The sequence below is a fragment of the Streptomonospora litoralis genome (genome assembly GCF_004323735.1).
GTDB classification, from domain to species: Bacteria; Actinomycetota; Actinomycetes; order Streptosporangiales; family Streptosporangiaceae; genus Streptomonospora; species Streptomonospora litoralis.
Genome location: NZ_CP036455.1, coordinates 2,149,369 through 2,175,064, shown reverse-complemented (window position 1 = coordinate 2,175,064; position 25,696 = coordinate 2,149,369). Strand labels below are relative to the sequence as shown.

18 protein-coding genes are annotated in these 25,696 nt (G+C 74.9%); 10 read left to right on the top strand and 8 right to left on the bottom strand.

Annotated elements, in window-relative coordinates; genetic code table 11:
- Positions 1-110: 110 nt before the first annotated feature.
- Positions 111-1,262 carry an exonuclease SbcCD subunit D gene (locus EKD16_RS09415; protein WP_131098038.1) on the top strand — a complete coding sequence of 384 codons (1,152 nt, stop codon included), beginning with the start codon at positions 111-113 and terminating at the stop codon, positions 1,260-1,262.
- Positions 1,262-4,453 carry an AAA family ATPase gene (locus EKD16_RS09410; protein ID WP_131098037.1) on the top strand — a complete coding sequence of 1,064 codons (3,192 nt, stop codon included), beginning with the start codon at positions 1,262-1,264 and terminating at the stop codon, positions 4,451-4,453. Before EKD16_RS09415 ends, EKD16_RS09410 begins: the two co-directional genes overlap by 1 nt.
- A 699-nt stretch (positions 4,454-5,152) precedes the next feature.
- Here EKD16_RS09410 and EKD16_RS09405 read toward each other — a convergent pair.
- The gene (locus EKD16_RS09405; protein WP_131098036.1) at positions 5,153-6,019 is read right to left on the bottom strand and encodes an aldo/keto reductase; all 867 of its coding nucleotides are present in this window, start codon (positions 6,017-6,019) and stop codon (positions 5,153-5,155) included.
- Positions 6,020-6,102: 83 nt separating this feature from the next.
- Here EKD16_RS09405 and EKD16_RS09400 point away from each other — a divergent pair, with 83 nt between their 5' ends.
- On the top strand, positions 6,103-6,798 hold the full coding sequence (locus EKD16_RS09400) for an AAA family ATPase (RefSeq protein WP_131098035.1): 696 nt from the start codon (positions 6,103-6,105) through the stop codon (positions 6,796-6,798).
- A 7-nt stretch (positions 6,799-6,805) separates the two neighbouring features.
- The gene (locus tag EKD16_RS09395; RefSeq protein WP_131098034.1) at positions 6,806-7,222 is read left to right on the top strand and encodes a hypothetical protein; all 417 of its coding nucleotides are present in this window, start codon (positions 6,806-6,808) and stop codon (positions 7,220-7,222) included.
- A 27-nt stretch (positions 7,223-7,249) separates the two neighbouring features.
- Here the strand turns inward: EKD16_RS09395 and EKD16_RS09390 are convergent, their stop codons facing one another.
- The 3 genes from EKD16_RS09390 to EKD16_RS26350 form a co-directional block, all read right to left on the bottom strand.
- On the bottom strand, positions 7,250-8,203 hold the full coding sequence (locus EKD16_RS09390) for a TIGR03621 family F420-dependent LLM class oxidoreductase (RefSeq protein ID WP_131098033.1): 954 nt from the start codon (positions 8,201-8,203) through the stop codon (positions 7,250-7,252).
- A 179-nt stretch (positions 8,204-8,382) separates the two neighbouring features.
- On the bottom strand, positions 8,383-10,443 hold the full coding sequence (locus tag EKD16_RS09385) for a cytochrome c oxidase assembly protein (RefSeq protein ID WP_131098032.1): 2,061 nt from the start codon (positions 10,441-10,443) through the stop codon (positions 8,383-8,385).
- 27 nt (positions 10,444-10,470) lie between these two features.
- Positions 10,471-10,599, bottom strand: a complete 129-nt coding sequence (locus EKD16_RS26350; RefSeq protein WP_278248929.1) for a hypothetical protein — start codon at positions 10,597-10,599, stop codon at positions 10,471-10,473.
- Between the two features lie 424 nt (positions 10,600-11,023).
- Between EKD16_RS26350 and EKD16_RS09380 the strand changes: the two genes are divergently transcribed.
- The 3 genes from EKD16_RS09380 (at position 11,024) to EKD16_RS09370 (ending at position 14,401) form a co-directional block, all read left to right on the top strand.
- A complete protein-coding gene (locus EKD16_RS09380) occupies positions 11,024-12,346 on the top strand; it encodes an amidohydrolase family protein (RefSeq protein ID WP_131098031.1) in 1,323 nt (440 codons plus the stop codon).
- An 86-nt stretch (positions 12,347-12,432) separates the two neighbouring features.
- Complete coding sequence (ald, locus tag EKD16_RS09375) at positions 12,433-13,560, top strand: alanine dehydrogenase (protein WP_131098030.1); 1,128 nt, start codon at positions 12,433-12,435, stop codon at positions 13,558-13,560.
- 229 nt (positions 13,561-13,789) lie between these two features.
- Positions 13,790-14,401 (top strand): class I SAM-dependent methyltransferase, encoded by a 612-nt coding sequence (locus EKD16_RS09370; protein ID WP_131098029.1) that lies wholly within the window; start codon positions 13,790-13,792, stop codon positions 14,399-14,401.
- A 1,135-nt stretch (positions 14,402-15,536) separates the two neighbouring features.
- On the opposite strand, the gene EKD16_RS09360 is transcribed toward EKD16_RS09370, so the two are convergent.
- Positions 15,537-15,815, bottom strand: a complete 279-nt coding sequence (locus EKD16_RS09360) for a hypothetical protein (RefSeq protein ID WP_131098028.1) — start codon at positions 15,813-15,815, stop codon at positions 15,537-15,539.
- 282 nt (positions 15,816-16,097) lie between these two features.
- On the opposite strand from EKD16_RS09360, the gene EKD16_RS09355 reads away from it, so the two are divergent.
- From EKD16_RS09355 to EKD16_RS09345, 3 genes are all read left to right on the top strand, one after another.
- Positions 16,098-17,246 (top strand): enolase C-terminal domain-like protein, encoded by a 1,149-nt coding sequence (locus EKD16_RS09355; RefSeq protein WP_131098027.1) that lies wholly within the window; start codon positions 16,098-16,100, stop codon positions 17,244-17,246.
- 425 nt (positions 17,247-17,671) lie between these two features.
- Positions 17,672-19,888, top strand: a complete 2,217-nt coding sequence (locus EKD16_RS09350) for a phosphodiester glycosidase family protein (protein ID WP_131098026.1) — start codon at positions 17,672-17,674, stop codon at positions 19,886-19,888.
- Between the two features lie 364 nt (positions 19,889-20,252).
- On the top strand, positions 20,253-20,708 hold the full coding sequence (locus EKD16_RS09345; RefSeq protein ID WP_131098025.1) for a MaoC family dehydratase: 456 nt from the start codon (positions 20,253-20,255) through the stop codon (positions 20,706-20,708).
- Positions 20,709-20,756: 48 nt separating this feature from the next.
- Here EKD16_RS09345 and EKD16_RS09340 read toward each other — a convergent pair whose 3' ends face one another.
- From EKD16_RS09340 to EKD16_RS09330, 3 genes are read right to left on the bottom strand one after another with little or no spacing between them, the layout of a single operon-like run.
- The gene (locus tag EKD16_RS09340) at positions 20,757-22,394 is read right to left on the bottom strand and encodes a glycosyltransferase (protein WP_242677312.1); all 1,638 of its coding nucleotides are present in this window, start codon (positions 22,392-22,394) and stop codon (positions 20,757-20,759) included.
- Positions 22,391-24,394 (bottom strand): glycosyl transferase family 2, encoded by a 2,004-nt coding sequence (locus tag EKD16_RS09335; RefSeq protein WP_242677311.1) that lies wholly within the window; start codon positions 24,392-24,394, stop codon positions 22,391-22,393. The genes EKD16_RS09340 and EKD16_RS09335 overlap by 4 nt, the downstream gene beginning before the upstream one ends.
- Before the next feature lie 38 nt (positions 24,395-24,432).
- The gene (locus EKD16_RS09330; protein ID WP_131098023.1) at positions 24,433-25,467 is read right to left on the bottom strand and encodes a class I SAM-dependent methyltransferase; all 1,035 of its coding nucleotides are present in this window, start codon (positions 25,465-25,467) and stop codon (positions 24,433-24,435) included.
- Positions 25,468-25,696: the final 229 nt, after the last annotated feature.

The following is a 25,696-nucleotide window of genomic DNA, read 5'->3' as shown; positions in this document are numbered from 1 at the left end:
GCCCCGAGACCGCAGGCCCGACGGCGAGCGCCCTCCTGGAGCTCCGACTGTCCACAGCAGCGCCCCGAACCACTGCGCAACCGCGGCCGACTCCAGTACTCTGCCGGAACATGCGCCTCTTGCACACCTCCGACTGGCATCTGGGACGCTCCTTCCACCGCGAGAACCTCATCGACGCCCAGGCGGCGTTCGTCGACCACCTCGTCGACACCGTCCGCACGGAGCGCATCGACGTCGTCGCGGTCGCCGGCGACCTCTACGACCGCGCCCTGCCGCCCGTGGACGCCGTGCGGCTGTTCGGCGAGGCGCTGCGCCGCATCCGCGACACCGGCGCGCGGGCGGTGCTGATCAGCGGCAACCACGACTCCATGGCCCGCCTCGACTACGCCACCGACCTCATCGACGCCTCCGGCATCCACCTGCGCTCCTCCCTGGAGTCCGTCGGCTCGCCGGTGCTGATCGACGACGACCACGGCCCGGTCGCCTTCTACGGCATCCCCTACCTGGAACCCGAGATCGCCCGCCCGCACTGGGGGCTCGACGAGCGCGGCCACACGGCGGTGCTGAGCCACGCGATGGAGCGCGTGCGCGCCGACCTCGCCGCGCGCCCGCCCGGTACCCGCTCGGTGGTGCTCTCCCACGCCTTCGTCAGCGGCGGCGAGCCCTCCGACAGCGAACGCGACATCTCCGTCGGCGGCGCCTCGCACGTTCCGCTGCCGGTGTTCGCGGGCACCGACTACACCGCGCTGGGCCACCTGCACGGCCGCCAGACCATGGCCGAGTCCGTGCGCTACTCCGGCTCGCCGCTGGCCTACTCCTTCTCCGAGGAGCACCAGGTCAAAGGCTGCTGGATCGTCGACCTCGGCCCGGCGGGGCTCGCCTCCGCCGAGTTCGCCGAAGCCCCGGTGCCGCGCCCGGTCGCCCGCATCAGCGGCCGCATCGACGACCTGCTCACCGGCGAGCGCTGGGAGCGCTACACCGGCCACTGGCTGCAGGTCACCCTCACCGACCCGCTGCGCCCGGCCTTCCCGATGGACCGGCTGCGTGAACGGTTCCCGCACACCCTGGTGCTCGACTTCGCCCCCGACGACCGCCGCCCCGAGGACGACCGCAGCTGGTCGCGGCGCACGGCCGACCGCTCCGAGTCCGACCTGGTGCTGGACTTCGTCGACTGGGCGCGCGGCGAGCCCGCCACCGGCGCGGAGCGCGACCTCGTATCCGCCGCCTTCGAAGACATCCGCCGCAGGGAGGCCGCCCGCTGATGCGCCTGCACACCCTCACCGTCCGGGCCTTCGGCCCCTTCGCCGACACCGAGACCGTCGACTTCGACCGCCTCGGCGACGGCGGCCTGTTCCTGATCCACGGCCCCACCGGCGCGGGCAAGACCTCGGTGCTGGACGCGGTGTGCTTCGCGCTCTACGGCCGCGTGCCCGGCGTGCGCGAGGCGGCGCGGTCGCCGCGCAGCAACCACGCCGCCTCCGGCACCGCTCCCGAGGTCACGCTGGAGCTGACCGTGCGCGGGCGGCGGCTGCACATCTTGCGCAGCCCCGCCTGGCAGCGGCCCAAGAAACGCGGGAAGGGCACCACCGAGGAGAAGGCCAAGGTCGTCGTCCGGGAATTCGCCGACGGCTCGTGGAACGGCCTGACCAACCGGCCCGACGAGGCCGGGCAGCTGGTGGACGACGTGCTCGGGCTGTCTCTCGCCCAGTTCTGCCAGATCGTGCTGCTGCCCCAGGGCGACTTCGCGCGGTTCCTGCGCGCCGACGCCAAAGAGCGGCGGGCCGGCTTGGAGCGCATCTTCGCCACCGGGGTGTTCGCCCAGGTCGAGGAGTGGCTGGCCGACCATGCGAACGAGCGCCGCCAGGAGGCCGAGCGCGCCGAGTCGGAGGTCACCCGAAAAGCCGGCCTGATCGCCGAGGTCGGCCGCTCGGCCCGGCCGGAGGCGAACTCCGCGCGGGGCGCCGAGGACCTGGAGGCGCTGGCGCCGTGGGCGGCCGAGCTGGCCTCGGTCGCGGCCGCTACGGCGGACGACACCGCCCAGGCGGCCGATGCGGCCGTGCGCGAGCGCGACGCGGCCCGCGGCGCGCTGCAGGAGGGCCGCGAGCTGGAACAGCGCCGGCAGCGACGCGCCGAAGCGCTGCGCCGCGAAGGCGACCTCGCCGAGCAGGCGCCCCGGCGGGCGGCGCTGCAGGAGGAGCTGGAGGCGGCCGAGCGCGCGGCCGCGGTCATGCCGCTGGTCCGCAGCGCCGAGGACCGCCGCACCCGACTGGAGAAGGCCGACCTCGCTGCGGCCGAGCGGCTGAGGCTGGTGCGCGCGCTCGCGGCCGCGGGCGAGGACGGGAGCGCGGCCGCAGGCGCGGACGGGGACGCGGCGGCGGACGGGCCCGGCGACCCCTCCTCGCCCGGATCACCCGGCTTGGCGGAGGACGGCGACCTGGCCGCGGCCGAGCGGCTCGGGCTGCTGGACGATCCCGCCTCCGCGCTCGGCGGCGACACGGACGGCGCCGCGGAACAGGGCGGCTCCGAGACGCCGGACCGCCGGCGCGAGGCGCTCGCCGCGGCCGAGCGCGACCGGCGCGACGAGGCCGCCCGCCTGGAGCAACTGCGCGGCGATGCCGACCACCTGCGGTCCGTGCACGAGGATGTCGAGCGCGCGGAGGCCCAGACGGCACGGGCGCAGCGCGACCTCGGCGCGTGCCGGGAGCAGGCCGCCGCACTGCCGGAGCGGCGCGCCCGCGTCGCCGCCGAACTGGAGGAGGCCCGCGGCCGGACGGGATCGCGCGATAGCGCCGAGGCCGCGCTCGAATTCGCCCGCACCCGGGAGGAGTCGGTGCAGGCGGCACACCGGCTCGCCGGCGAACTGGCGGGGGCGCAGGAGCGGCGGCGCAGCCGGGTCGACGCCGCGCAGGCGGCCCGCGACCGGTTGCAGGAGATCCGCGGGGCCCGCATCGAGGGCATGGCGGCCGAGCTGGCCGAGCGACTGGAGGCGGGCGAGGCGTGCCCGGTGTGCGGGTCGGCCGAGCACCCGGAACCCGCTGTCGGCGCCGCCGACCGGCCTTCCCCGGCAGACGAGGAGACGGCCGCCGAGGCCGCCGCGAAGGCCGACGAGGAGCGCACCGCCGCCGAGAACGCGGTCGCCGAGGTCCAGGCGCGCCTGGACGCGGCCCAGGACGGCACCGGGGGCATGAGCGGGGACGCCGCCACCGAACTGCTCGACCGGCGGCGGGCGGAGCTGGAGCGCGTCGACGCCGCCGCGGTCGAGGTCGAGCGGCTCGCCGCCGATCTGGAGCGGATCGACACACAGGTCGAGAAAACGCGCACCGATGAGTCGGAGCTGACCCGCGAGATCGCCGAACTGGACAAGGTCCGCGAGACGCGGGCCGCCGAGGCCGCACGGCTCGCCGATAAGCTCGACACCGCACGGGGCCCAGACCCCGACCTGGCCACGCGCATCGGCAGGCTGAGCGAGGAGGCCGAGCTGCTCACGGCGGCGGTGCGGGCGCTCGACGACCGCGCCGGTGCGGCCGAGGAGCTGCGCGCCGCCGAGCACGAGGCACACGCCGCCGCGACCGGGGCCGGTTTCAGCGGTTCCCATCAGGTGCGGGCCGCCGAGCGCGGCGACGCGGACCGCCGCGCGCTGCACGAGAAGATCCGCGCCCACGACGACGAGGCGGCCCGCGTCCGCGAGATCCTCGACGACCCCGGCCTGGCGGCGGCCGGCTCGCTGCCCGCACCGGACGTGGCGGGACTGACCGCGGCTGCCGAGCGCGCCGCGGACGCCGCCGACCACGCCCTGCGCTGGCGCGACCGCTTCGCCGATCAGGCGGACCGCCTGGCCGAACTGCGGCACGGCCTGGAGGACCTGCTCTCCGCCTCGCGTCCGGCCCGCCACCGGCACAGCGTCGCCGACGGCCTGGCCCGGCTCGCGGCGGGAACCGCGGCCGACAACCGGGAGAACGTGCGGCTGTCGGCCTACGTGCTGGCCGCCCGCCTGGAGCAGGTGGTGGCCGCCGCCAACGATCGGCTGGCCACGATGGCCGCCGGGCGCTACGAGCTCCGCCACACCGTGGACAAGGCCGCGGGCGACCGGTCGCGCTCGGGCGGCGGGCTGGGTCTGCGCGTCCTGGACGGCTGGACCGGACAGGAGCGCGACCCCGCCACCCTGTCGGGCGGCGAGACCTTCGTGGCGTCCCTGGCCCTGGCCCTCGGCCTCGGCGACGTCGCCACGCAAGGCGCGGGGGGCAGTGAGATCAACACCCTCTTCATCGACGAGGGCTTCGGCACCCTGGACGAGGACACCCTGGAGGAGGTCCTGGAGGTCCTCGACTCCCTCCGCGACGGCGGCCGCGCCGTCGGCGTCGTCAGCCACGTCGCCGACCTCCGCACCCGGATCACCACCCGCCTGCGCGTGGCCAAGACCGCGACGGGTTCCAGCCTCCACCAGACGGGATGAACACGGCCCGGTGGGTGGCCTGACGGGGAACGGCGGCGGCAACGGTGGCGGATGGCCCAGCCCGCGCCCACCGCACCGGGTGCCCGCCGGTAGCCCGCCCGACGAGGCGGCGAAGGGCTGGGCCTGCGGTTGTCGGGTCGGGTGCTCGCGGGTGGCGCGTGCGGCGGGGCGGCTCGGGTTGGCTGTGCGGCCTTGTTGGTCGGCCGGGATGCGGGTGACCTGACGGGAACGACGGGCAGCGAGGACGGCGCCGGGTCCGGCCCGCGGTCGACGGGTCGGGTGCTCGCCGGTGGCGGTTGCGGCGGGAGCGGCGTTGGGCCGCCGCAGGCCGGTCGGCGCATCCAACGCGCGGTTTCCACCGGATTACGGCCGCTGTCTGGTCGCAACCCTGCGTTGGGCGCGGCTTGGCCCGTCTATCGTGAACTTATGGTCGCAGGAAAGCGCATTCCTCGGCCATAAGTTCGCGATCATCGCCGGATGGACCGGCATACCGGACATACCGGCGCCGGTGGGCCGGCGTGGTGTCGCCGTGTTGTGGCCGGGCCCGCGCGGGCCGGAGGCCGCCCCCGTCAGGCGGGCCACCGGCGAGCACCCGAACCGATGGGCTCAGGCCCGACTACCCGCCACCTCGGTGCCACATTTCCGTGCAAACCTCCCGTCGCCCCCGCCGAACACCAGCCGACGCACCCGCCCGCTACCTCACAGGATCTCCAGCGGGGTCCGCCGACGCGGGGGCGGGAAGGCGGCGTCGAGGGCGGACAGTTCGTCGTCGGTCAGGGTGATGTCCATGGCCGCCGCGTTCTGGCGGGCGTGGTCGACGTCGGCGGCCTTGGGGATGGCGATGACGTCGCCTTCCCGGACGGTCCAGGCCAGCGCCACCTGTGCGGGCCTGACGCCGCGGCCTTCGGCGATGCGGCGCACAGTCGGATCCTCCAGGATCGCGCGTCGGGCGCGGCCACCCTGGGCCAGCGGCGAGTAGGCCATCACGGGCAGGCCGGGGGCGCTCTCGCGGCACCACGGGAGCAGGTCGTACTCGATGCCGCGGGAGCCGAGATGGTAGAGGACCTGGTCGGTGACGCACGCCTGTCCGGAGGGGACCCGCCACAGGCGTTCCATCGCCCCGGTGTCGAAGTTGGACACGCCCCATTGGCGGATCTTGCCCTCGGCGCGCAGTTCCTCCATCACCGCCGCCGTCTCCGAGAGGGGCACCGAGCCCTGCCAGTGCAGCAGGTAGACGTCGATGGTGTCGGTGCCCAGTCGTGTGAGGCTGCGCTCACAGGCCCCCTTGGCCCTGCGTCGCCCGGCGTTGCTCGGGTACACCTTGGATACGATGACGACCTCCTGGCGGCGACCGGCGACCGCCTCACCGACCACCCGTTCGGCGCCGCCCTCGCCGTACATCTCAGCGGTGTCGATCAGGGTCGTTCCCGCATCGATGCCGGCCCGCAGTGCCCGTACCTCCTCGGCGTGGCGGTCCGGGTTCTCCCCCATATGCCAGGTTCCCTGACCGATGGCCGGCACCCGCTGCGACGGCCCCAGCGCGATCCCGCGCTCGCCGTTTGCCATGTCCCGCACTCCTTGCCCTCGAAACCGTCGCCGCGAAGCCGCCGCTTAACGATTGCTTATCCGGAAGGCGCATAACCACCGACATGTTCCCTGAGACGGCCTCCGCCTCCACCCCCGCCCCCGCGCAAGGGCTCCAGCCGGGGCGTGTGCCCCGGGTGCTGCGGTACCCGGACGACTCGCTGCTGCTTGTCGGCGGCATCCCGGGCGCGGGCAAGAGCACGCTGCTCAACCGGCTGTTCGCGCTCGAAGGCACCGAGACCCACCCGGTCCGAACGCCCGAGGGCACCCGGGTGATCGATTCGCAGCAGTCACGCAACCGGCTCACCCGCCGACTGCGCGCACTGCCCTACCCCGCGTGGCGCTGGATGATGCATTGCCTGCACTATCTGCGCGTCCTGCAGGCGCTGCGCGTCGGCGGCGGCCCCGTGGTGGTGCATGTCACCGCTACGCGGCGCCTCATGCTGCGGCTGCTGGGCCGGTACTGCCGCCGCATCGGTGTCGAGGTGCACCTGCTGCTGATCGACGCCGATCCGCAGGCTGCGCTGCGCGGCCAGATCGAACGCGGGCGCCGCCTCACAGCGCACAACCACCGGTGGCACGTGCGACGGTGGCGGCGGGTCCTGGTCGACTGCGCCGCGGGCGCCCAAGCGCTGGTGCCGGGCGCCCGTTCGCTGCTGCTGGTGCGACGTGAAGCGGTGGAGGAGGTGGCCGAGATCCGGTTCACAGCCGACGCCCAGGGGCCGCCGGGCGACGGGGCCGCACCTGCGGCGATGCCATAATGTCCGGGTGAACTCGCTGGTCGACATCGCTGTCTTCGGTATGGCGGGCGCCGTGACCCTGGCGGCCCTGGTCGGGCTGCTGCTGGTGGTCGCCGGGCGCTCCGCCGTCCTGCCCAAGAGCGCGCTCGGCGCCGTCTGCGCCGCGCTGCTGCTGGCCGTTCCCGCGCTGGCTGCGGGCCGCACGCTCGGGGGCGACGCGGGAGCGGGTGCCGGCCAGGCGTTCCTGGTCGCCTCGGCGACGATGGCCGTGGTCTACGCCGCCGGTGCGGCGCTGCTGCCGCTGGTGGTGCGGCGGGCGGCCGCGGGGCGTGGTGTGGCCGTGCCCCGAGGGCTGCGGCCGACACCCGCCGCAGCGGGCTGGGGGGTGCTGGTCTGCGCCGCGTTCGGCGCCGCCGGAACCGGCATCGCGCTGCTGCTCGGCTGAGGTCGCCCGCCCGGGTGCGGGAGGCGCTCAGCCGTCCCGCTGCGTGGCCGCGGGTGCCCCGCCGGCGCCCGTGCCCACCGGTTCCCCGGCCGCCTCACGCACCACGGGGATCACCTCCGCGAGGGCGTCGCGGAAGGGACCGTGGGTGGTGATGTAGGAGAAGCCGAACTCCTCGCGCGCGGCGATCAACTCCGCGGCGATCTCGGCGGTGGTTCCCACCAGCACGAACGGGGACTCCAGCACTTGGCGCCCGGTCTCCAGCCCCGGGACGGAGTACGCCGCCGCGAGTTCGGCTGCGGCCTTCTCGGCGTCGTCGGTGACGACCACGCCCTGCGCCAGCACGTTGAACTCCAGCCCGTCGGCACGCTGGCCCGCCTGCTCGCGCACGAAGTCGACGCGGCGGCGGGTCTCGGCCCGGTCGGCGACGTTGAAGGTGCCCATTCTGGCGCCTTTGACCTGGGTGAGGCCCGAGAACCCGACGATGTCGGCGTGGCGGGCGGCCATCTCCAGACCGCGCTCGCCGTGGGCGCCGATCAGCAGCGGGGGACGCGGCACCTGGTGCGGCAGCGGCTGCTGGCCGTCCTCGGCGAAGAGGCGGTCGAGTTCGCCGATACTCCGCTCCAGCCGGTCCATCCGCTCGGTGTGGGGGCGCCAGGGGATGTCCGCCGCCTCGAACTCCGACTTCATGTGCCCGGCGCCCAGCCCGAGCTCCAGCCTCCCCGCGGAGAGCCGGTCCACCGTGGCGGCCTCGCGCGCCAGCAGGGCGGGGTTCCAAAACTCGTTGTTTAGCACAAGCGTGCCCAGGCGGAGCCGCGAGGTCGCCACCGCCGCGGCGGCCAGCAGCGCGAAGGGCGAGGCCGCACCGAGGTGGTCGGGGGCCTGGACGACGTCGTAGCCGGACTCCTCGGCGGTCCGGCAGACCTGCGTCCAGCGGTCGATCTCCTCTTGTCGGCTGTTGAAGCCGAACCGGAACTTCCTCATGGCCCCGACCCAACCGGAATCGGCGGCGCGGCGCCACCCCGCAGCGGAAGCGGCCGGGGTTTTCCGCTGAGGGCGGAGGCTCTCCCGCGGCGCCTTCCGCGGGCCGGGGCCGCGTTCCCGCGCAGGCGGCCGGGCTACGCGCCTCGCCCGCCGCCCGCGCGGCCGTTCGCGAGCAGCGGTCAGCTCTGCCCGCGGGAGCGCCGGTCCAGCTCGGCGAGGTAGGCGTTGTAGGCGTCCATGTCGGCGTCGTCGGACCCGTCGCGCCGGCTGTGGCGCTCGCGGCGGCGCTCCGTGCGCTCCTCGTCGCGTGCCCACTGCCGAAGCATGGCCAGTGTCACCAGCGCGGTGGGGATCTCGCCCACGGCCCAGGCGATGCCGCCGCCGGTGTACTGGTCGGCGCTCTGGCCGTCGATCCAGGGCACCTCGAACTGGCCGTAGTACTCCATGCCCAGCGGCGAGGACTGCATCATGATCGTGATGCCGAAGAATGCGTGCACACCCATCGCCGCCAGCAGCAGCACCAGGCGCAGCAGGTAGGGCAGTTTGCGGGGCCCCGGGTCGACGCCCACGATGATCCAGTAGTAGAGGAACCCCGTGACGAGGAAGTGGACGTTCATGAACAGGTGGCCGCTGTGGTCGTTCATGAGCGCGGGGAACAGCGGGGAGAAGTACAGCGCGTAGGGGCTGAGGACGAACAGCGGGGCGGCCACCGCGGGGTGCGTCGCGACCCGGGAGAACCTGCTGTTGACGAAGGCGGTCAGCCATTCCCGCGGGCCGCGGTCGCCGCGCCGGCGGGCGGGCCGCAGCGCGCGCAGGGCGAGGGTCACCGGAGCGCCCAGTACCAGCAGGATCGGGACGAGCATCGACAGCACCATGTGCTGCACCATGTGCACGCTGAACAGCACCATCGAGTAGGTCGCGACGCCGCTGAGCAGCACGGCCGCCATCACCAGCAGACCCGCCGCCCAGAACACTGTGCGGCTCCAGGGCCACGGGTCGCCGCGGCGCCGAAGGCGGGCGACACCCGCGGCGTAGCCGCCGCCCAGCAGCACGACCGCGCCGATGAAGAACAGGTCCGGCCGCCACAGCGTGAGCAGCGTCTCCAGGCTGATCGGCGGCGGCATGGCGAAGCCGAGGATCGCCTGAGCGGGGTCGGTGGTGCCTTCCTCGGGAGGCGGCGCGGTGCGGCTGAGCGCCGCCGCGATGCCCATCGTCGCCGACATGACGGCGATCTCCACGCCGGCCAGGCGCGCGAACAGCCGTCTTCCGCCGAGTTCGGCGATGCGCGGGACCGTGCGGCGCCGATGCAGCCAGCCGGCCGCGCCCAGCGCGGCGAACAGCACCGCCTTGGCCGCGATGAGCAGGCCGTAGGGGGTTGTGAACAGGTCGGTCGCGGAGTAGAGGCGGCTGACGGCGCTGGCCACCCCGCCCACACCCACGCCGATGTAGGCCCACAACGCCATCCGGCTGAAGCGCTCCGCGGCCACGGGCGCATCCTGAGGGGCGGAGCGCAGCCCGTGGAACGTCACCGCGGTAAGCCCGCCCACCCAGGCCGATACCGCCAGGATGTGCAGCGCCAGCCCGGTGATGGCCAGTTCATGGCTGCCCGCGGACGCGGAGTGGCCGGTGAGCGCGGGCGGCACCAGTGCGGCGCAGGCCAGCAGGAACGGCCCGAACGCTCCGGCGGCGGTCTCGGTGGTGCGGCAGAGCAGCGCCGCGGCGCAGGTCAGCAGGATGACCACGGTGAGCCCGATGCCCTGGCCCACGGAGACGGCGTAGCTGGTGAGCTGGTCGCCGACGACCTGTCCGGGCGGCAGCCCGGAGACGTCGGAAAGCTGGAAGACGAGGACGGCCCCGGCCGCACCGGCCCACGCCAGCGCCGGCCAGGCGGCGGCGCGCAGGTAGCCGAGTGCTTGGGGGCCGAGTGCACCCTTGCGCAGGGGCAGCAGGAAGAGGGCGAGCAGCAGCAGGCCGATTGTCAGGGCCGCGGCGACGTCGCGCACCGTGGTGGCGACGGGTAGCCCCCAGCGGGTGACGGGCCCGGCGTCGGGCAGGCCGGGGATCACCCGGGCGGTGACCGCTCCCCCGGCGACGAGGGCGGCGATCAGGGCGATCAGGCATGTCGCGACGGCGCCGACCGCGATGATCGCGGCGGTGTCGCCGCCGGGGGCTCGGGCGGCGCCGCTCGGAGCGCTCTCCTCGTTCGGCGGGTCGCCGTCGCGGACTGCGGGGGAACTCACGCGGGCCGCTCCATGGGTCAGGGGTGGCTACTGGCGGTTGCGGCGGCGGATCAGGGCAGCGGCGGCGGCCGCGCCGACCAGCACGCCGGCCGTTCCCCACATCCAGGGTGCGATCCAGCCGGCCACCTCGCCGACGAGCAGAACCGCCGTGTCCATGCGAAACACCACCACGAACCACACCAAATCTACTACAGGGTGTCGGAGACACTACCGGGCCGCAAAGCGGCACAGTGCGCACCGGAACCTCCCGGTCCGGCCATCGCCTCGGCACGCTTCCCCTACCGACCGCATTCCCGCCGTTCGGCTCCGCTCCGCTCCCTGTTAATGCCCGCCGAAAACCCGCACCATTCCGCCCGGAAAAGGTTCCGATGACCGGGATCGCCGATCGCCGCACCGGGGCGTTGCGCGCCGAGGTCCCCGTATGCGGCGCCGATCGCGGTACGGTCGGTGAATCGGACCCGGGCAGCACCAACCGCTCGGCCGCGGCGTTCGCAGCGCCGCGCCGCCGCGGATTCCGACGAATAACAGCGATTCTCGCATTCTGTGCGAATATCGCCAGTAAACCACGAAGGGGATTTCCATGCCCCATATCGACACCGTCATCCGGTCGCGACGGGTCGTCACTCCCGCCGGCGTCGTGCCCGCGTCCGTCAGCCTGAGCGCCGGGCGCATCGCCGCACTCGGCGATTACGAGACCTCCGCCACCGCCGCCCGGGACGTCGATCTGGGCGCGACGGCGCTGCTTCCCGGGGGGATCGACGTCGACACCGCCGTGCAGGAGCCCGGCCGGGGGCTGCGCGAGGGCTACACCGCGGTGGCGACCGCCGCCGTGCACGCCGGGGTCACCACGCTCGTCGCCTCCGGTCCGGCCCGGCCCGCGGTCACCGGCGAGGCGCAGTTGCGGGCCCACCAGGCCGCGGCGGCCGATGCCGCGTCCCACGTCTTCTTCCTCGGCGCGCTCACCGCCGACAGCACGCCCGCCGGTCTGGCCGAACTGCGCGCCGGCGGCGCGGTGGGGTTCCACTGCTCGCTCTCCGACGGCGCCGGGGAGGATGCCCGACCGGTCGACGACACCCGGCTGCGCAAGGCGATGGTGGAGCTGGCCGCCATGGAGGTCCCGCTCGTGGTGCACGCCGAGGACGCCGGCGAACTGTCGGTGCCCCGCGGCCCCGGCCTGTCCGCGCTGCTGGCGGCGCGTCCGGCGCGGGCCGAGCGGCGCGGGGTGGAGCGGGTCGTCGCCGCGGCGCGCATGGCCGGCACCCGGGTGCTCGTTTCGCCCTTCGCCGCCGCCGAATGCGCGCCCCTGCTCGCCGCCGCCCGCGCCATGGGCGCCGCCGTCAGCGCTCAAACCTGCCCGCACTACCTGTGCCTGCCCGCCGAGCAGGTGCACGACGACTCCACGGCGCACGCCTGCCGCCCGCCGCTACGCAACGGCGCCAACCGCGATGCGCTGTGGAGCGTGCTGCTGGAGCGCGGCGACCCGGCGATCACCCAGGTGGGCTCGGGCCACCGACCGGGCACCGGCATCGAGGGCATCCGCTGGACACTGCCGGCGCTGTGGACCGCCGCCCGCCGCCGCGGTCGCGGGCTGGCGGACCTGGCGGGCTGGACCTCCACGGCTGCCGCCGACCTGCTGGGCATGCGGAGCAAGGGACGGATCGCCCCCGGCTGCGACGCCGACCTGGTCGCCTTCGACCCCGTGGCCGAGGTGCGGGTCTCCGCCTCCGACACCGGCCCCTACGCCGGGCGCACGCTCACCGGGCGCGTCGTGGGCACCTGGGTAGCCGGCGAGGAGACGGTTGTCGCAGGCGGTATCGGCGCAGCGGCGATCCGCCGTGCGGACGGCCGCGCCGTGCCCCGGACCGACCCCGTAGAGCCGTTACATCATGTAAACAAGCTGTGAAAACAGCATGCACGGTGGAGATGGCGGGGTGGGGGCGGGCACGTCAGAGTGAAGACGTATCAAAGACGATGCAAGGAGGAGTCCCCGTGCGCGTCGGCGTGCCCAGCGAAATCAAGAACCACGAGTACCGAGTGGCCATCACCCCCGCCGGTGTCCACGAACTGGTCACTCGCGGCCATTCGGTCGCCGTCCAGAGCGGAGCGGGCCGCGGTTCCTCCATCTCCGACGAGGAGTTCACCTCGGCGGGGGCCCGCGTGCTGGGCTCCGCCGACGACGTGTGGGCCGAGGCGGAGCTGGTCCTGAAGGTCAAGGAGCCCGTGCCCGAGGAGTACCACCGGATGCGGCCGGGCCAGACCCTGTTCACCTACCTGCACCTGGCGGCCTCCAAGGAGTGCACCGACGCCCTGCTGGAGAAGGGCGTCACCGGCATCGCCTACGAGACCGTGCAGGCGCCGGACGGGTCGCTGCCGCTGCTGGCCCCGATGTCGGAGGTCGCCGGCCGGCTCGCGCCGCAGGTGGGCGCCTTCACCCTGCAGCGGCCCAGCGGCGGACGCGGACGGCTGATGGGCGGCGTGCCCGGCGTGGCCCCGGCGCGGGTGACCGTCGTGGGGGCCGGGGTCGCGGGGCTGAACGCCACCCGCATCGCAGTCGGCATGGGCGCCGACGTCACGCTGCTCGACCTCAACGTCGCCAAGCTGCGCCATGCCGACGACGTCTACCAGGGCCGGGTGCGCACGGTCGTCTCCAACGCCTTCGAACTGGAGAGCGCCGTGCTGGAGTCCGACATGGTCGTCGGTGCGGTGCTCATCCCCGGCGCCAAGGCCCCCAAGCTGGTCTCCAACGAACTGGTCTCGCGGATGCGCACCGGCGCGGTGCTCGTCGACATCGCGATCGACCAGGGCGGGTGTTTCGCCGACTCCCGCCCCACGACCCACGACTCCCCCACCTTCGACGTGCACGAGACCGTGTTCTACTGCGTGGCCAACATGCCCGGCGCGGTCCCCAACACCTCCACGCACGCGCTCACCAAGGACACGCTGCGCTACGCGGTCGCGCTGGCCGGCAAGGGCTGGCGGCGGGCGCTGGCCGAGGACCCGGCCCTGGCCCAGGGGCTGAACACCCACGACGGGACCGTCACGAACGAGGGCGTGGCCGAGGCGCACGGCCTCAAGTCCCGCACCGTGACCGAAGTCCTCGCCGAGGGCGGCCACTGACCGGCCCGGCCGGAAGCCGCGCGGGCCGCCGCAGTGCCCCCGCTGCACCGCCCGCAGGGCATGCTCGCAGCGCGTGCTCGCAGCGCAATACCGGTTCGCGGCGCGTTGCCGACCGGCCGTTCGCGGGCATTAACACATCAGCCCCGTTGCGCGGCCGGGTCGGCGGTACCTGTCCCGGCCCCGCCCGCGGCGGGGCCGGCGCGGTTTCGCTTACGGGGGAGGGGCTGCGATGGCGCGGCGGCTGTGGAGCGGCACGCCCGTGGGCGCCGACCCCTTCGCGCTGCCGCGCGGTCCACTCGGCCGCGCGGCGGGCCGGGTCCTGGCGCTCTCCAACCGGAGGCAGAACGCCGAGGTAGCGGAGGAGCTGGCGCCCCGGCCGTTCCACTGCGGGCTGGAGGTGGGCTGCGGGCCGGGCGTGCTCGTCGAACTGCTGGCCGCCAGGCCGGAACCGGTGACACTGGTCGGTGTCGACCCTTCAGCGGAGATGGTGGCCATGGCCGGCCGGCGCAACGCCGCGGCGGTGCGCACCGGCCGGTTGCGGCTGCACCGCGGCAGTGCCGCCGCCACCGGCGAGCCCGACGCGGCCTTCGACCTCGTCGTCTCCGTCAACACGGTAGGGCTGTGGCCGAGCCTGGACGACGGCCTCGCCGAACTGCACCGGGTACTGCGCCCCGGCGGCCGGGCCGTGCTCAGCTGGCACCTGCGACCGACCCGCTTCGCGCTGACCCCCGTGGAATGCGCTCAGCTGATCGCCGCCCTGCGGTGGCGCTTCGGCACGGCGCAGCGCCGCGACCTGTACTGCTCGGTGCTGTTCGAGGCGGCCAAGGAGGCGAACGGATAGCCCGATCGTCCGCGCCGCCGCTGGGTTTTTCAGGGGCGTCGGTCGGGGTGGAGGTCGGGTTTTTTGGGGGGCTTGGGGGCGGTGGCGGCTCGGCCGGCGGGGGCGGCTCAGGTCCGCTGGGCGGCCTTGTCGGTCTGCCGGGCGGCGGGCGGTCTTCACTGAAAAGCAGCGGCGACGGCGGCCACGGGGCCGGGCCCGCGCCCACCGCACCCGGTGCCCGCCGGTGGCGGTGGCCGACGGTTGCGGCCCGGCTCCGCTGGGCGGCCTTGTTGGTCTGCCGGATTACAAGTGGTCTTCACTGAAAAGCGGCGGCGACGGTGGCGGGTGGCTGGGCCTGTGGTTGTCGGGTCGGACGCTCGCCGGTGGCCCGTCCGGCGGGGGCGGCCCCAAAACGGGCATAGGCCCCCAAAAGTCGGCCCCATTGGGCGGTGCCACTCCCGGCGGCGACACCCGGGCGCCACGAGCGACGCGTCGTCGCCCCCGGCCTCCGATCCGGCGCGCCACCGGGCCGCGCGAGCGCCCGCGACCGCGCCCCGCCGTGCGGCCGTCCAGCCTGCGCGGGCCCGGCCGGAACAGGGCGACACCCAGCCGGACATACCGGCGCCGGTATGTCCGGTATGCCGGTTCACCCGGCGATGATCGTGAACTTATGGCCGCGGAATGCGCTTTCCAGAGGCCATAAGTCCACGATAGACGGGAGAAGCCGCGGGACCGGTGCCGCCCAACGCAGGGTTTTAACCAGACAGCGGCCCGCGGCGGCTCAACGCCGCCCCCGTCGCGCGCGCCACCGGCGGGCATCGGAACCGGCACCTGCGGGCCCGGCCCCATTGCTGCCGTCGCCGCCTCGCCGGGCGGACCACCGGCGAGCACCCGACCCGGTGGGCACGGGCCCAGCCCCCACCGCCCTCGGCGCCGCTTCCCAGCAAAACCACCCGCCACCCGGCAGACCAACAAGACCGCCCAGCAGACCCCAGCCGCCCCCGTCGGCCGCCGCCACCGGCGAGCACCCGACCCGACAACCGCAGGCCCAGCCCCCCACCGCCCTCGGTGCCGCCTTGCCCGCAGTCGGCCCGTCGCCCGGCCGCCGCCGAAACGCCATGGCCGCCCCCGATGCCGACGACGCAGGGTAGTGGGCTCAGGGGGCGAAGACGGCGCCCGCCGCCGGGCCGCGGCCGGTCTCGCCGGGCAGCAGCACTCCCACGACCTCGCCGGTGCAGTCGCGGCGGCTGAGGATGAAGACGGTCTCGTCGGTGTGGTTGGCGACGCGGTAAGGCCCGCCGGTGAGCGGGTGGCACCCGCTGGGGTCGGCGTAGTCGGTGCCGTCGACGTTGAGCACCCCGTCGGCGGCCGCGGCCGGTGCGGCCCCTACGGCGGCGAGCGCACCGGCCGCGGCGATGCCTGCGAGGATTGTCACTGGGGTTGCGGGGCGGCGACCCATCGACTTTCTCCTTCGGTGTCCGGTCGAACACATATCGTGAAAACCGTACCGACGCTAGTCTGTGAACTGGGAACACGCCACCGGACTCTCCCGCACCGCACAGAACGCGACCGTCCGAAACCCCGGGTCGGGCGGCCTCGGCGGCGGCGCCCGCATTCGCTGGCAGCCTCCGCGGTGAGCGGATACGTTCGGTTGAGGGCGGTCCTGGAGCACGGACGGTCGCCTGCACTGTTCCCGCCGCATCGAGACGGAGCCCGCGTGTCACCTACCGAACCGGCAACCCTTGCCCGCATCACGGGCATCGACGCCACCCTGGTGCGGTTGCCGCTGGTCCATTCCCAGGCCCGCGGCGCGGCCGGCGACCGCCCGCGGTTCGTCCGGCACGCGCTCGTGCGGGTCTGCGACGAAGTCGGCACCTGCGGCTGGGGCGAGGTCCCCCTCATCGACGACGACGGTTGGCGCCTGCTGGTGGACGACTACGCGCCGGCGCTCCTGCGCCACACCTGGATTCGCCCCACCGAGACCGCCGGCGCCTGGGCCGATCTGCCGTGGGTGCCGACGGTGGCCGCCGGGCTGGACACCGCCTGCTGGGACCTGTGGAGCCGGCAGCGCGGGACGCCGCTCTCCTCCGCGCTGGGCGGCGACCGCACCGCCTTCACCGCCGGATCCACCGTGGACCGCCAGTCCTCCGCGGAGATGCTGGTGCTGGAGGTCAACCGGCAGGTGGGCAGCGGGTACCGCCGGGTGCGGCTGGAGGTCGGACCCGGTTGGGACACCGACGTGGTCCACACCGTCCAGGAGTCCTTCCCGTTCCTGGTGCTGCAGGTGGACGCGGGCGGCCGCTACACCGAGAGCCAGGCCGACCTGGACGCCCTGCGCGCGCTCGACGACTACGGGCTCGTCGCGATCGAGGAGCCGTTCGCCCGCGGCGACCTGGACGCCCACGCGCGTCTGCAGCGCGAGCTGCGCACCCCCGTCGCGCTGAGCACGTCCGTGGACTCGCTGGAGACGCTCGACCGCGCCGTCCGCGCCGAGGCCGCCGGAGCACTGAGCCTGCGGCCGAGCCTCTTGGGCGGGCTGACCCCGGCGCGCCGCGCCCACGACCGCGCCGCGGACGCCGGCTGGGACGTGTGGTGCGGCTGGGACGGGGAGTCGGGCGTCGGCCGGGCGGCTCTCGCTGCGCTGGCCTCGCTGCCCGGGGTCTCCCTGCCCAGCGAGGCGCCCGGTGCGGGAGGGCGCTTCAGCCGCGACACGGTGCGCCCGCCGGTGCGGGCGCACGAGGGCATCACCCCGATCCCGCTGACCCACGCGGGCCTGGGACATGAGATCGACACCCGGGAGGTGCGCCGGTTCGCCGTGGACTCGGTACGCCTGGGCGAGGGCGGCCCGGCCGACGCACCGGCCTGAGGAGCGACGGCCGCGGCGGGCCACCACTGCGTGCGGTCGGCGGGCCGAAGGCGGCGGACCCGGCAGAGGGGTCCGGCGGCCGCTGCCGCTGCCGGTCGCGCACCGGCGAGCCTCGCCCGTTGCCCCTCGGTCGGCAGGCGTCGAGACGGGCGGCCGCCGGCGCCGGGCACACCGCTCCGCGCCTCCTGCGCGGCCGCGCGTGCGCCGCCCCTCGCTGAAGGCGAATTCCACGGCACCCACGCGTCCCTCGTCGCCCGCGGGGGGCCGGGCGGTGGCGGACCTGCCGAGCACACTGCGACCCCCGGTTGCGACCGGGGCGGCTCGCTTCGCTGTACGCGTCGCTGATCGGCCGCGTTCCGACGGTCGCCGTGCGCATCGGACGCGTCGCCCTCCGGTGACAATGCGCGTTCGATATATTACTCCGGGTGACAGGCCGGATTCCCGGCTGTCCCGGCCGTGCGCCGCCACCCGCCCCGTTCGCCCCGGAGGTCCCCGCCGTGTTCCGCCGCGCCGCAGCAGCGGCCCTCGCCCTGGTTCCGACGCTGTGGCTGATCACCCCGGGTGCTGCCGCGGCCGGGACCGCGCACACCGGTCGGGAGGTCCCCGTCGCCCCCGGCGTCGCCCTCTCCTCGTCGCGGGCCGCCGGCGACGACGGCACCCGTCGCTTCAGCATGCTCAGCGTCGACCTGGACGGCCCCGCGGCGGTGAGCTACCTGGGCGGCGAAAGCCTCACCGACCCCGCTCCCCTGGCGCGGCTGCGCGCGCCCGGGGGCACCGTCGCCGCCGTCAACGGCGACTTCTTCGACTCCGGCGCCTCGGGTGCCCCGCTGGGTGCGGCCGTGCGCGGCGGCACCCTGCTCAAATCCCCCACCGCAGGCCACCGCCACGTCGCGGCCATCGACCCCTCGGGCCGCGGCGGCATCCACCGCGCCTCGTTCTCCGGCACCGCGGACCTGCCCGGCGCCGATGTGGCCGTCGACCGGCTGAACAGCCACCGCGTCCCCGTCGACGGCACCGGCGTCTTCACCCCGGCCTGGGGCGGCCACCCGCGCGGGCGCGCCGCCGGCTCGGGACCGGTCACCGAACTGGTGATCGGCGAGCAGACCGTGCGCAGCGTCCGCGATTCGGCGGGCAGCGGGCCGATCGAGCCCGGAACGCGGGTGCTGCTGGGCCGCGGCGCGGCCGCCGAGCGCCTGGCGGAGGTCCCCGTCGGCGCCGCGGTCGCTCTGGACTACACGCTGCGCGCCGGCGGCTTCCGGCCGCGGACCGCGGTGGGCGGCAGGCACGTGCTGCTGCGCGACGGCGAGGTGACCGGCGCCGACGACGGCGCGCGCCATCCGCGCAGCGCCATCGGGTTCTCCCGCACCGGGCGGCGGATGTTCCTGCTGGTCGCCGACGGCCGCGCACCGGGAACCCGCGGGGCGACCCTGCAGGAGACCGCCGAGCGGCTGCGCCGGGCCGGTGCCCACGACGCGCTGGAGTTCGACGGCGGGGGCTCGGCCACCCTGCTCGCCCGCGAACCCGGCACCGAACGGCCCGTGATCCGCAACCGCACCGGCGGGCCCGAGCGCGCGGTGCCCAACGGGCTCGCGGTACACGTGCCCGCGGGCGACGGCACGGCGCGCGGGGTGTGGGTGCGGCCGAGGCTGGGGGCGCGGCCCGAGCGCGGCTCGGCGCTGTCCCCGCGCCCCGATCCCCACCGGGTGTTCTCCGGCCTCAGCCGGGCGCTCACGGCCCGCGCCTACGACTCCGCGCACGGCCCCGCCCCGGAGTCCGGCCTGACGTGGGCGGCCGAGGGCGGCACCGTCGACAGCGGGGTCTTCCGGGCGGGCGCGCCCGGCGAGGCCCGGGTCACCGCGCGCACCGGCGGCGCGCGGGGCGCGGCCGGGATGCGGGTGCTGCCGGGCCCGGCCCGCCTGGAGACCGAACCGGACGCGCTCGCGTTCGCCGGCGCCTCCGGGGGCCGCCGCTTCGTCGTCGACGGCGTGGCCCCGGACGGCACCCGCGCGCCGATCGAGCCCGCCGACGCGGCGGTGTCCGTGGAGCCCGATTTGGCCGCCGTCACCCGCCGCGGCGACGGCAGCCTGCTGGTCGAGCCCACCGCCGAGTCGGGCACGGGCACCGTCACCGTGGAGGCGGGCGGGCGCAGCGTCGCCGTCCCGCTGCGCATCGGCTCGCGGAGCGTGCGCCTGGCCGACTTCGACGACGCCGCATCCTGGCGCGCGGAGACCTACCGCGCCGCCTCGGCGGAGGTCGCCCCGGCAGAGGGGTACAGCGGCCGCGGGCTCGCGTTGGACTACGACTTCACCGCCCAGCGGCGCAGCCGGGCCGCCTACGCCGCGGCGCCCGCGCCGCTGCAGGTGGGCGGGACGGCGTTCGGGTTCAGCGTGCGCGTGCGCGGCGACGGCGGCGGCGCGCTGGTGGCGCTGGCGGTGACCGACGCCGAGGGTCGGCGCCACTCCTGCTACGGCGAGCGGGTGGACTGGCAGGGCTGGCGCACGGCCGAGATCGACGTGCCGGAGGGAGTCGCCCACCCGGTCGCGGTCGAACGCGTCTACCTGGTCGAGACCCGTTCGGCGCGGCAGTACCGCGGCCGGGTGGTCTTCGACGACCTGCGTGCCTTCGCCGCACCGGCCGGTTGAGCGTCCGGCGGTCCGCACGGGCCGCGGCCGCTGTTCCCGGGCTCAGGGGCCGTCGACCCCCCCTTACATACCGAGCGGTCGGTTCGCTAGACCTGGGCAGTGGGCGTTTTCATCCTGTCGTCATCGGTGTGCCGCACAGATACCCCTCGGGGACCGCGTGCGAACCGGCCACAGCAGGAGTTGCGGCAATGGGGCGCAGATCGCCCAGCGAGCAAGCCGGCTTGCCGCCGAGCGGACGGTCCCCACGGGCCGCGGCTGCTATTCCCGGAAGCCGGGACCGCTGCCGGCCTCCCCCTCCCATACCGAACGGTCGGTTCGCTAGAGTCTGAGCAGTCTTCCGTTGGGCTAAGGAGTCGACACGAACATGCGGACCTTCACCGACCTCGCCGAACTCGTCGCCGCCAAGGGCGAGCACCTCGGCTACAGCGACTGGCACACCGTCACCCAGGAATCCATCGACAAGTTCGCCGACGCGACCGGCGACCACCAGTGGATCCACGTCGACCGCGAGAAGGCCGAGCAGGGCCCGTTCGGCGGGACCATCGCCCACGGGTTCCTCACCCTGTCCCTGCTGTCGGCCTTCAGCCCGCAGGTGTGGCGGCTGGAGAAGGCGCCCACGATGGCGATCAACTACGGCCTGAACCGCGTCCGCTTCCTGCAGCCGGTGCGTTCGGGCGCGCGGGTGCGCGACGGCATCGAACTCGCCGACGCCCGCGAGACCAAGAACGGGATGCTGCTGACCTTCCGGCACACCGTCGAGATCGAGGGCGAGGAGCGCGACGCGCTCGCCGCGGAGGGGCTCAGCCTCATCGTGCCCTGATGCCCGCCGCCCGCGAGGGCCTCCCGCCCCGGCCGAACCGGGGCGGGATCAGCGGGTCAACCGGTCGGCCAGCCGCCGCGGCAGCCCGCGACCGAGCCAGCGCAACCGCCGTTCCAGGCGGTCGGCCCGCGCCCGCTGGGCCGCCGCCTCCTCCTCGGCCTTGCGCAGCCGCCCCCGCCAGTCGTGCGGCACTGCGTCCGCGTCGTCCTCGCCTTCGACGAAGAGCCCCTGACCGCCGATCCAGTGCTGGCCCCACAGCCGGTCGATGGCGTCGTCGAGCCCTTCTCCGCCGGCGCCCAGCCTGCGTGCCCGGGCGAAGGCCGCGGTGCGCTCCAACCGCATCGAACCCGGACCGTGCGCGGCCACCCCGGGCGCCGTGACCCGCAGCAGCCCCGCCGAATTCCTGTTCGCGGCCTGGGTGATGCGCTCCAGGAAGCTCCGCGTCGGGTGGACTCCGGCGGGCATCACCAGCCGGAAGGGCACGTTCGGGTCGCGTTGGGGCTCGGCGTCGGCGAAGACCACCCGGCTCTCACCCCGGAAGGTCTCGCGGATCAGCCGCAGATCCAGCAGCTCCTCCTCCAGCGGCGAGCGGCGCTCCTCGGTCAGCTTCGACCACGGGCCCAGCAGCGTGACCCGCACATCGGCGGTGCCGCCGCCCAGCAGCGCGGCCACCGTGGTGTCGGCGTCCTCCAGCGATACCCCGGTCACGTCGACCACCACGTCGACGTAGGGCACCATCCACTGCCGCGGACCCTGCTTGCGCCGGTTCTCGAAGTCCGGCACGCGCGCGGCGACGTAGGGGTGGCGGTACCGGGCGCCGGCCTCGCGCCGGGTCTGCATCTGGGTGCGTCCGAGGTGCCAGCTGCTGGATTCGGAGTCGGGCACGAACACGGCACCGGTCTGGGCGAGGCGGTAGGCGAACTCGGAGTCGCCGCCCAGCACGAGTTCGCCCGCCAGTCCCCCGGCCTCGTCGAACAGGGTGCGGTGCAGCGATCCGGTGGCGCCGATGAACACCCGGTAGGCCAGGTGGTCGGCGGCCGTCAGCGCCTCGGTGCGGTCGATGATTCTCTCGATCCAGTGCCGCTCGGCCGCGGCGGCGTCGAACAGGTCGGCCGTCCGCCCCGCGGCGACGGCGGCGTGGACCTCCTCGGCGCTCGGCTCGCCGGGGGTGAAGGGGACGAACAGCTTGTGCCCGAGCACCGCGGCGTAGTCGGCGAGGTGGTGCCAGCGCAGCTGCGATTCGACGTGGTCCCGGTACACGAGCATGTCGGCGTCCAGACGCAGCACCACCGCCCCCTCGGAGGCGGCGACACCGCAGTTGACCGCGTGTGCCGAGCCCCATCCCCCGTCGTCGGCCGTGATCAGCCGGGCGTTCTCGGGACGCACCTCGGGCATGCGCAGCGGCGGCGTGCTGCCGTCGTCGACGACGACCACCTCCATGAGGTGTCCGGGATAACTCTGCGCGGCCAGCGCGGCCAGCACCAGGTCGAGCTTGTCCTGGTGCCCGTGGGCGGGGACGACCACGCTCACGTCCAGGCGGGGCTCCCAGGCGCCGAGCGCGGGCACCTGCAGGTCCGTGTAATCGTTGCGGCGGATCCAGGGCCGGGGCGGGGCCGCGGACTCCTGCGCGCGGATGCCGGCCGCCTCCTCGGGGCCCTCCGCGGCGCCGTCGTCGACGATCGTCAATCCGTCTCTCCTTCCTTCTGCGAGGCGCCCGCGCCGGGCGCGCCGGCCGGCTCGCGCCCCGCGAGTCCCGCGAGCCGCCGCCCCGGCCACTGCCGCTGGGCGTCACGCAGAAAGTACGCGTCGTCCTCCGTCCAGGTGTGCCCGGCCGAACGGCGGCGCACCAGATAGTTGTGCGCGTGCGTCCGGTAGACCCGTCCGCCCGCGGCGCCCACGGCCAGCATCAACTGGGTGTCCACGGCGCGGGGCAGCCGGCGGAACCAGCCGCACTCCTCCAGGACGACCCGGTCGGTCAGCAGGCTGCCGCCCGAGACCAAGCCGACGGCCCGCTCGGACTCGCCGGGCCGCCACACCGTGCGGTCGATCTCCTCCAGGTAGACGAACTCCGGGCCGCAGCCCACCACGTCCGCAGCGGCGTAGGTGCGGGCCAGCATGAGGTCGGCCAGGTGGTGGGGGCCGTAGAAGTCGTCGTCCCACTTGGCGATCACGGTCCCCGCGGCCCGCGCAGCCGTGCGGTTGAGGACCGCGCCGAAGACCTCGCCGCGCTCGGCCTCGTAAACGGTGATCTCCCGCCCGCCGGCGGCGAAGCGGTCGATCGCGCGGGCCACCCCCGGGGCGTCGGCGCCGAATCCGTGCAGGGCCAGGACGACCTCCAGGTCCACTCCGCGCTGGCGGGCGACCTGGTCCAAGGCGAACCCGACCAGTTCGGGGCGGCGGGTGCACAGCAGCACCGACACCCGCGGCTCGGGCAGCGGCCCCAGTTGGGCCTGTGCCCCCAGTTCACGCCATCGCGCGGCGGTGGCGTGCGTACGCAGCGCGCACCGGCGCAGCGCGACGCTGTAGCGCTCGCGGTCCAGCCGATCGCCGAGGTGCTCGGCGCAGACCGAGGTGAGCAGCGCGCCGAGTTCCTCGCCCAGCGGCTCCGCCCAGCCGGGCACCGCCTCGGCGAAGACCGGCACTCCCCCGGCCGCCAGGCCGATGACGGCGCGCAGCACCGGCAGCGGCCCGCTGTAGCCCGACCACTCGACCTGGATGCCGCGCAGACTGCGCAGGCGCGCCAGGTCGACCTCGCTGACGGCTCCGGATTCGGGCAGCTCCGCCACGGTCTGGCGGCCGCTGACGACCACCGGCCGTCCCCCGCGCGCGGCCAGCGTGCCGAGGCGCCGCCCGGCGGCGCTGACGAAGCCGACCGGGTTGACGACGCGCTCGTCGACCGGCGGCAGGTGCGTTGCGGCGTCCTCGACCAATCCTCCGCGCCGGATGCGCGCGGGGCCCTGCGGGCCGCTGATGCCGGCCCAGCTCAGCGCGTCGCCGGAGGTGCGTTCCAGGGTGGGCACCTCGGTGTCCTCCCACGGCGGCTGCTTCTGGGTGCCCACGCGTAGAGCGACGTCGGCCAGGGGTGTGGTGCGCCGGCGCTCGACGGGGCCTTCGGGTTTCGGGGTCGCCGGCGGCACCGTGCCGGGGACCCATGGGGCCGCGTCGGGGCCGCTGAGCGCGACGGCGGGGGTCACGGCCGGACCGCGGCGGCGGCCGATCGCGCCGGAGGCGACGGCGTCCAGGGCGGGGCCGGTCTCGACGGGCTCCAGGAAGAACAGCTCGCAGACCCAGCCGCCGTCGTCGAGCCGGCGCACGCGCGCCTCCTGCAGTTCACGCCACTGGCCGTGGCCGGGCGGCGACGGCAGCGGGGGGTCGTGGTGGCCGGAGGCGGCGGTCAGGACGGCGACGAGGTGGTGGGTGCGGGGCAGGCGGCCCGCCATGGCGACGGCGCGCCGCAAGTCGGCGAGAGTCGCCGCGACGACGGCGACCAGGCCGACGGGTCGGTCGTCGCCGTGTCCGCCGGCGCCCGGGCGGGTGTCCGCGGGCGCCTTCAGCAGCGCACCGCCGTGGGCCCCGACGCGCTCCAGGTCGACGCGCCGGTCACCGGGGCGCAGCGGCAGGGCGGCCAGGTCACGTCCGGCGCCCGGCCCGATGTGGGTGACCAGGGCGGGCGAATCGCCGCGCACGCCAAGCGCAGACTTGAGTACGGGCGCCGCGCCCCCGCTCACAGCGCTTTCCGGGAGAAGACGCGCACGCCCTTCTCGGCCTGCTCCTCGTGGGCGCTGAGCTCGGGAAAGTCCCGCAGCCACCGCTTGCTCATCTTGCGCTCGTCGGGGCGGGCGGCGTCGTCGAGGATGAGTACGGCGTCGGATGCGCAGCGGGGCATCAGCACCGGCAGGGCGGGATAGCGCGCTTGGCGGGCGGTGGCCTCCGGGGGGCCGTCGATGAACACGAGCCCGATACCGTCGAGGTCCTCCACGGCGGCGAGGTCGTACCAGGGCTGGGGGTCCTCCCCCGTTGCGCCTTCACCGCCGGGGCTCCAGTCGGCGAGCGGCGCGTAGCGGACCTCGACGACGTCCTCCAGCCCGTGGTCGCGCACCAGCTGGCGGGACAGCTCGGCGTAGCGCTCGCTGTGCTCCAGCGCCACCAGGCGCCCGCCGCCAGCGCGGCGCAGCGCGTAGCCCAGCCACACGCTGGAGGCGCCGCTGCCGCACTCGACTACCAGCTCGGGGCGGTGCCTCTCCACGCTGCGCACGAGCAGCCGCATCACGTCGGGGGAGGCGGCCCAGCCGCGCAGCGAGGGCATGAACGGGGCGGGGGGTTCCAGGTGGTCGCGCAGCTCGGACCAGGCGACCTGCTGCTCGTAGTCGTTGCGTCCCTGCAGGTTCACCGCCTTGGCCAGTTCCGCCGACATGGCGGGAAGGGTCTGCGCGCGTACCCGCTTTAGCTCGTTGCGGGTGGCGTCCAGCGACTTGATCATCTCCAGCCGGTCGGTGCCGATGGCTTCGGTGACCTGCTTCGCCTGGTCGTCGATCCGCCGGCCCAGGGCGTCGACCCGCCGGGTCAGCCGCACGGCGAGCAGCGCGTTGGCCGCCACGGCGCCGCCCACTGCTCCCAGTGCCGCCAGTTGGACGGCGCCCTCCCAGCTCAGCATCCCCACCGCCGCAAGGGCCGCGAGCGCCGCCAACCCGACCAGGGCCACCAGCGCAGCGGCCGCGAGATACTTTCGGCGGGGACGCAGGGAGCGCAGGGACCGCATGAGGAGACCTCCAGTGATTCGGTGCCCGCCGGCTCGGCGGCGAGCGAGGGGGATTTCCCGCGCCGGCGGAGAGCGGCGTGGCCGCGCTGCGGCAAAGCGGTGTGAAGACCGCCGGAACAGGGCATTTCACCCGCAATTCGGGACGGAAAAGACAGTAACGCAATGCAGCGCATGGCGCATGGGGCGCGCTTGCACTGGAAACGTCTCGGCGACAGAGTTCCCTTCCTGT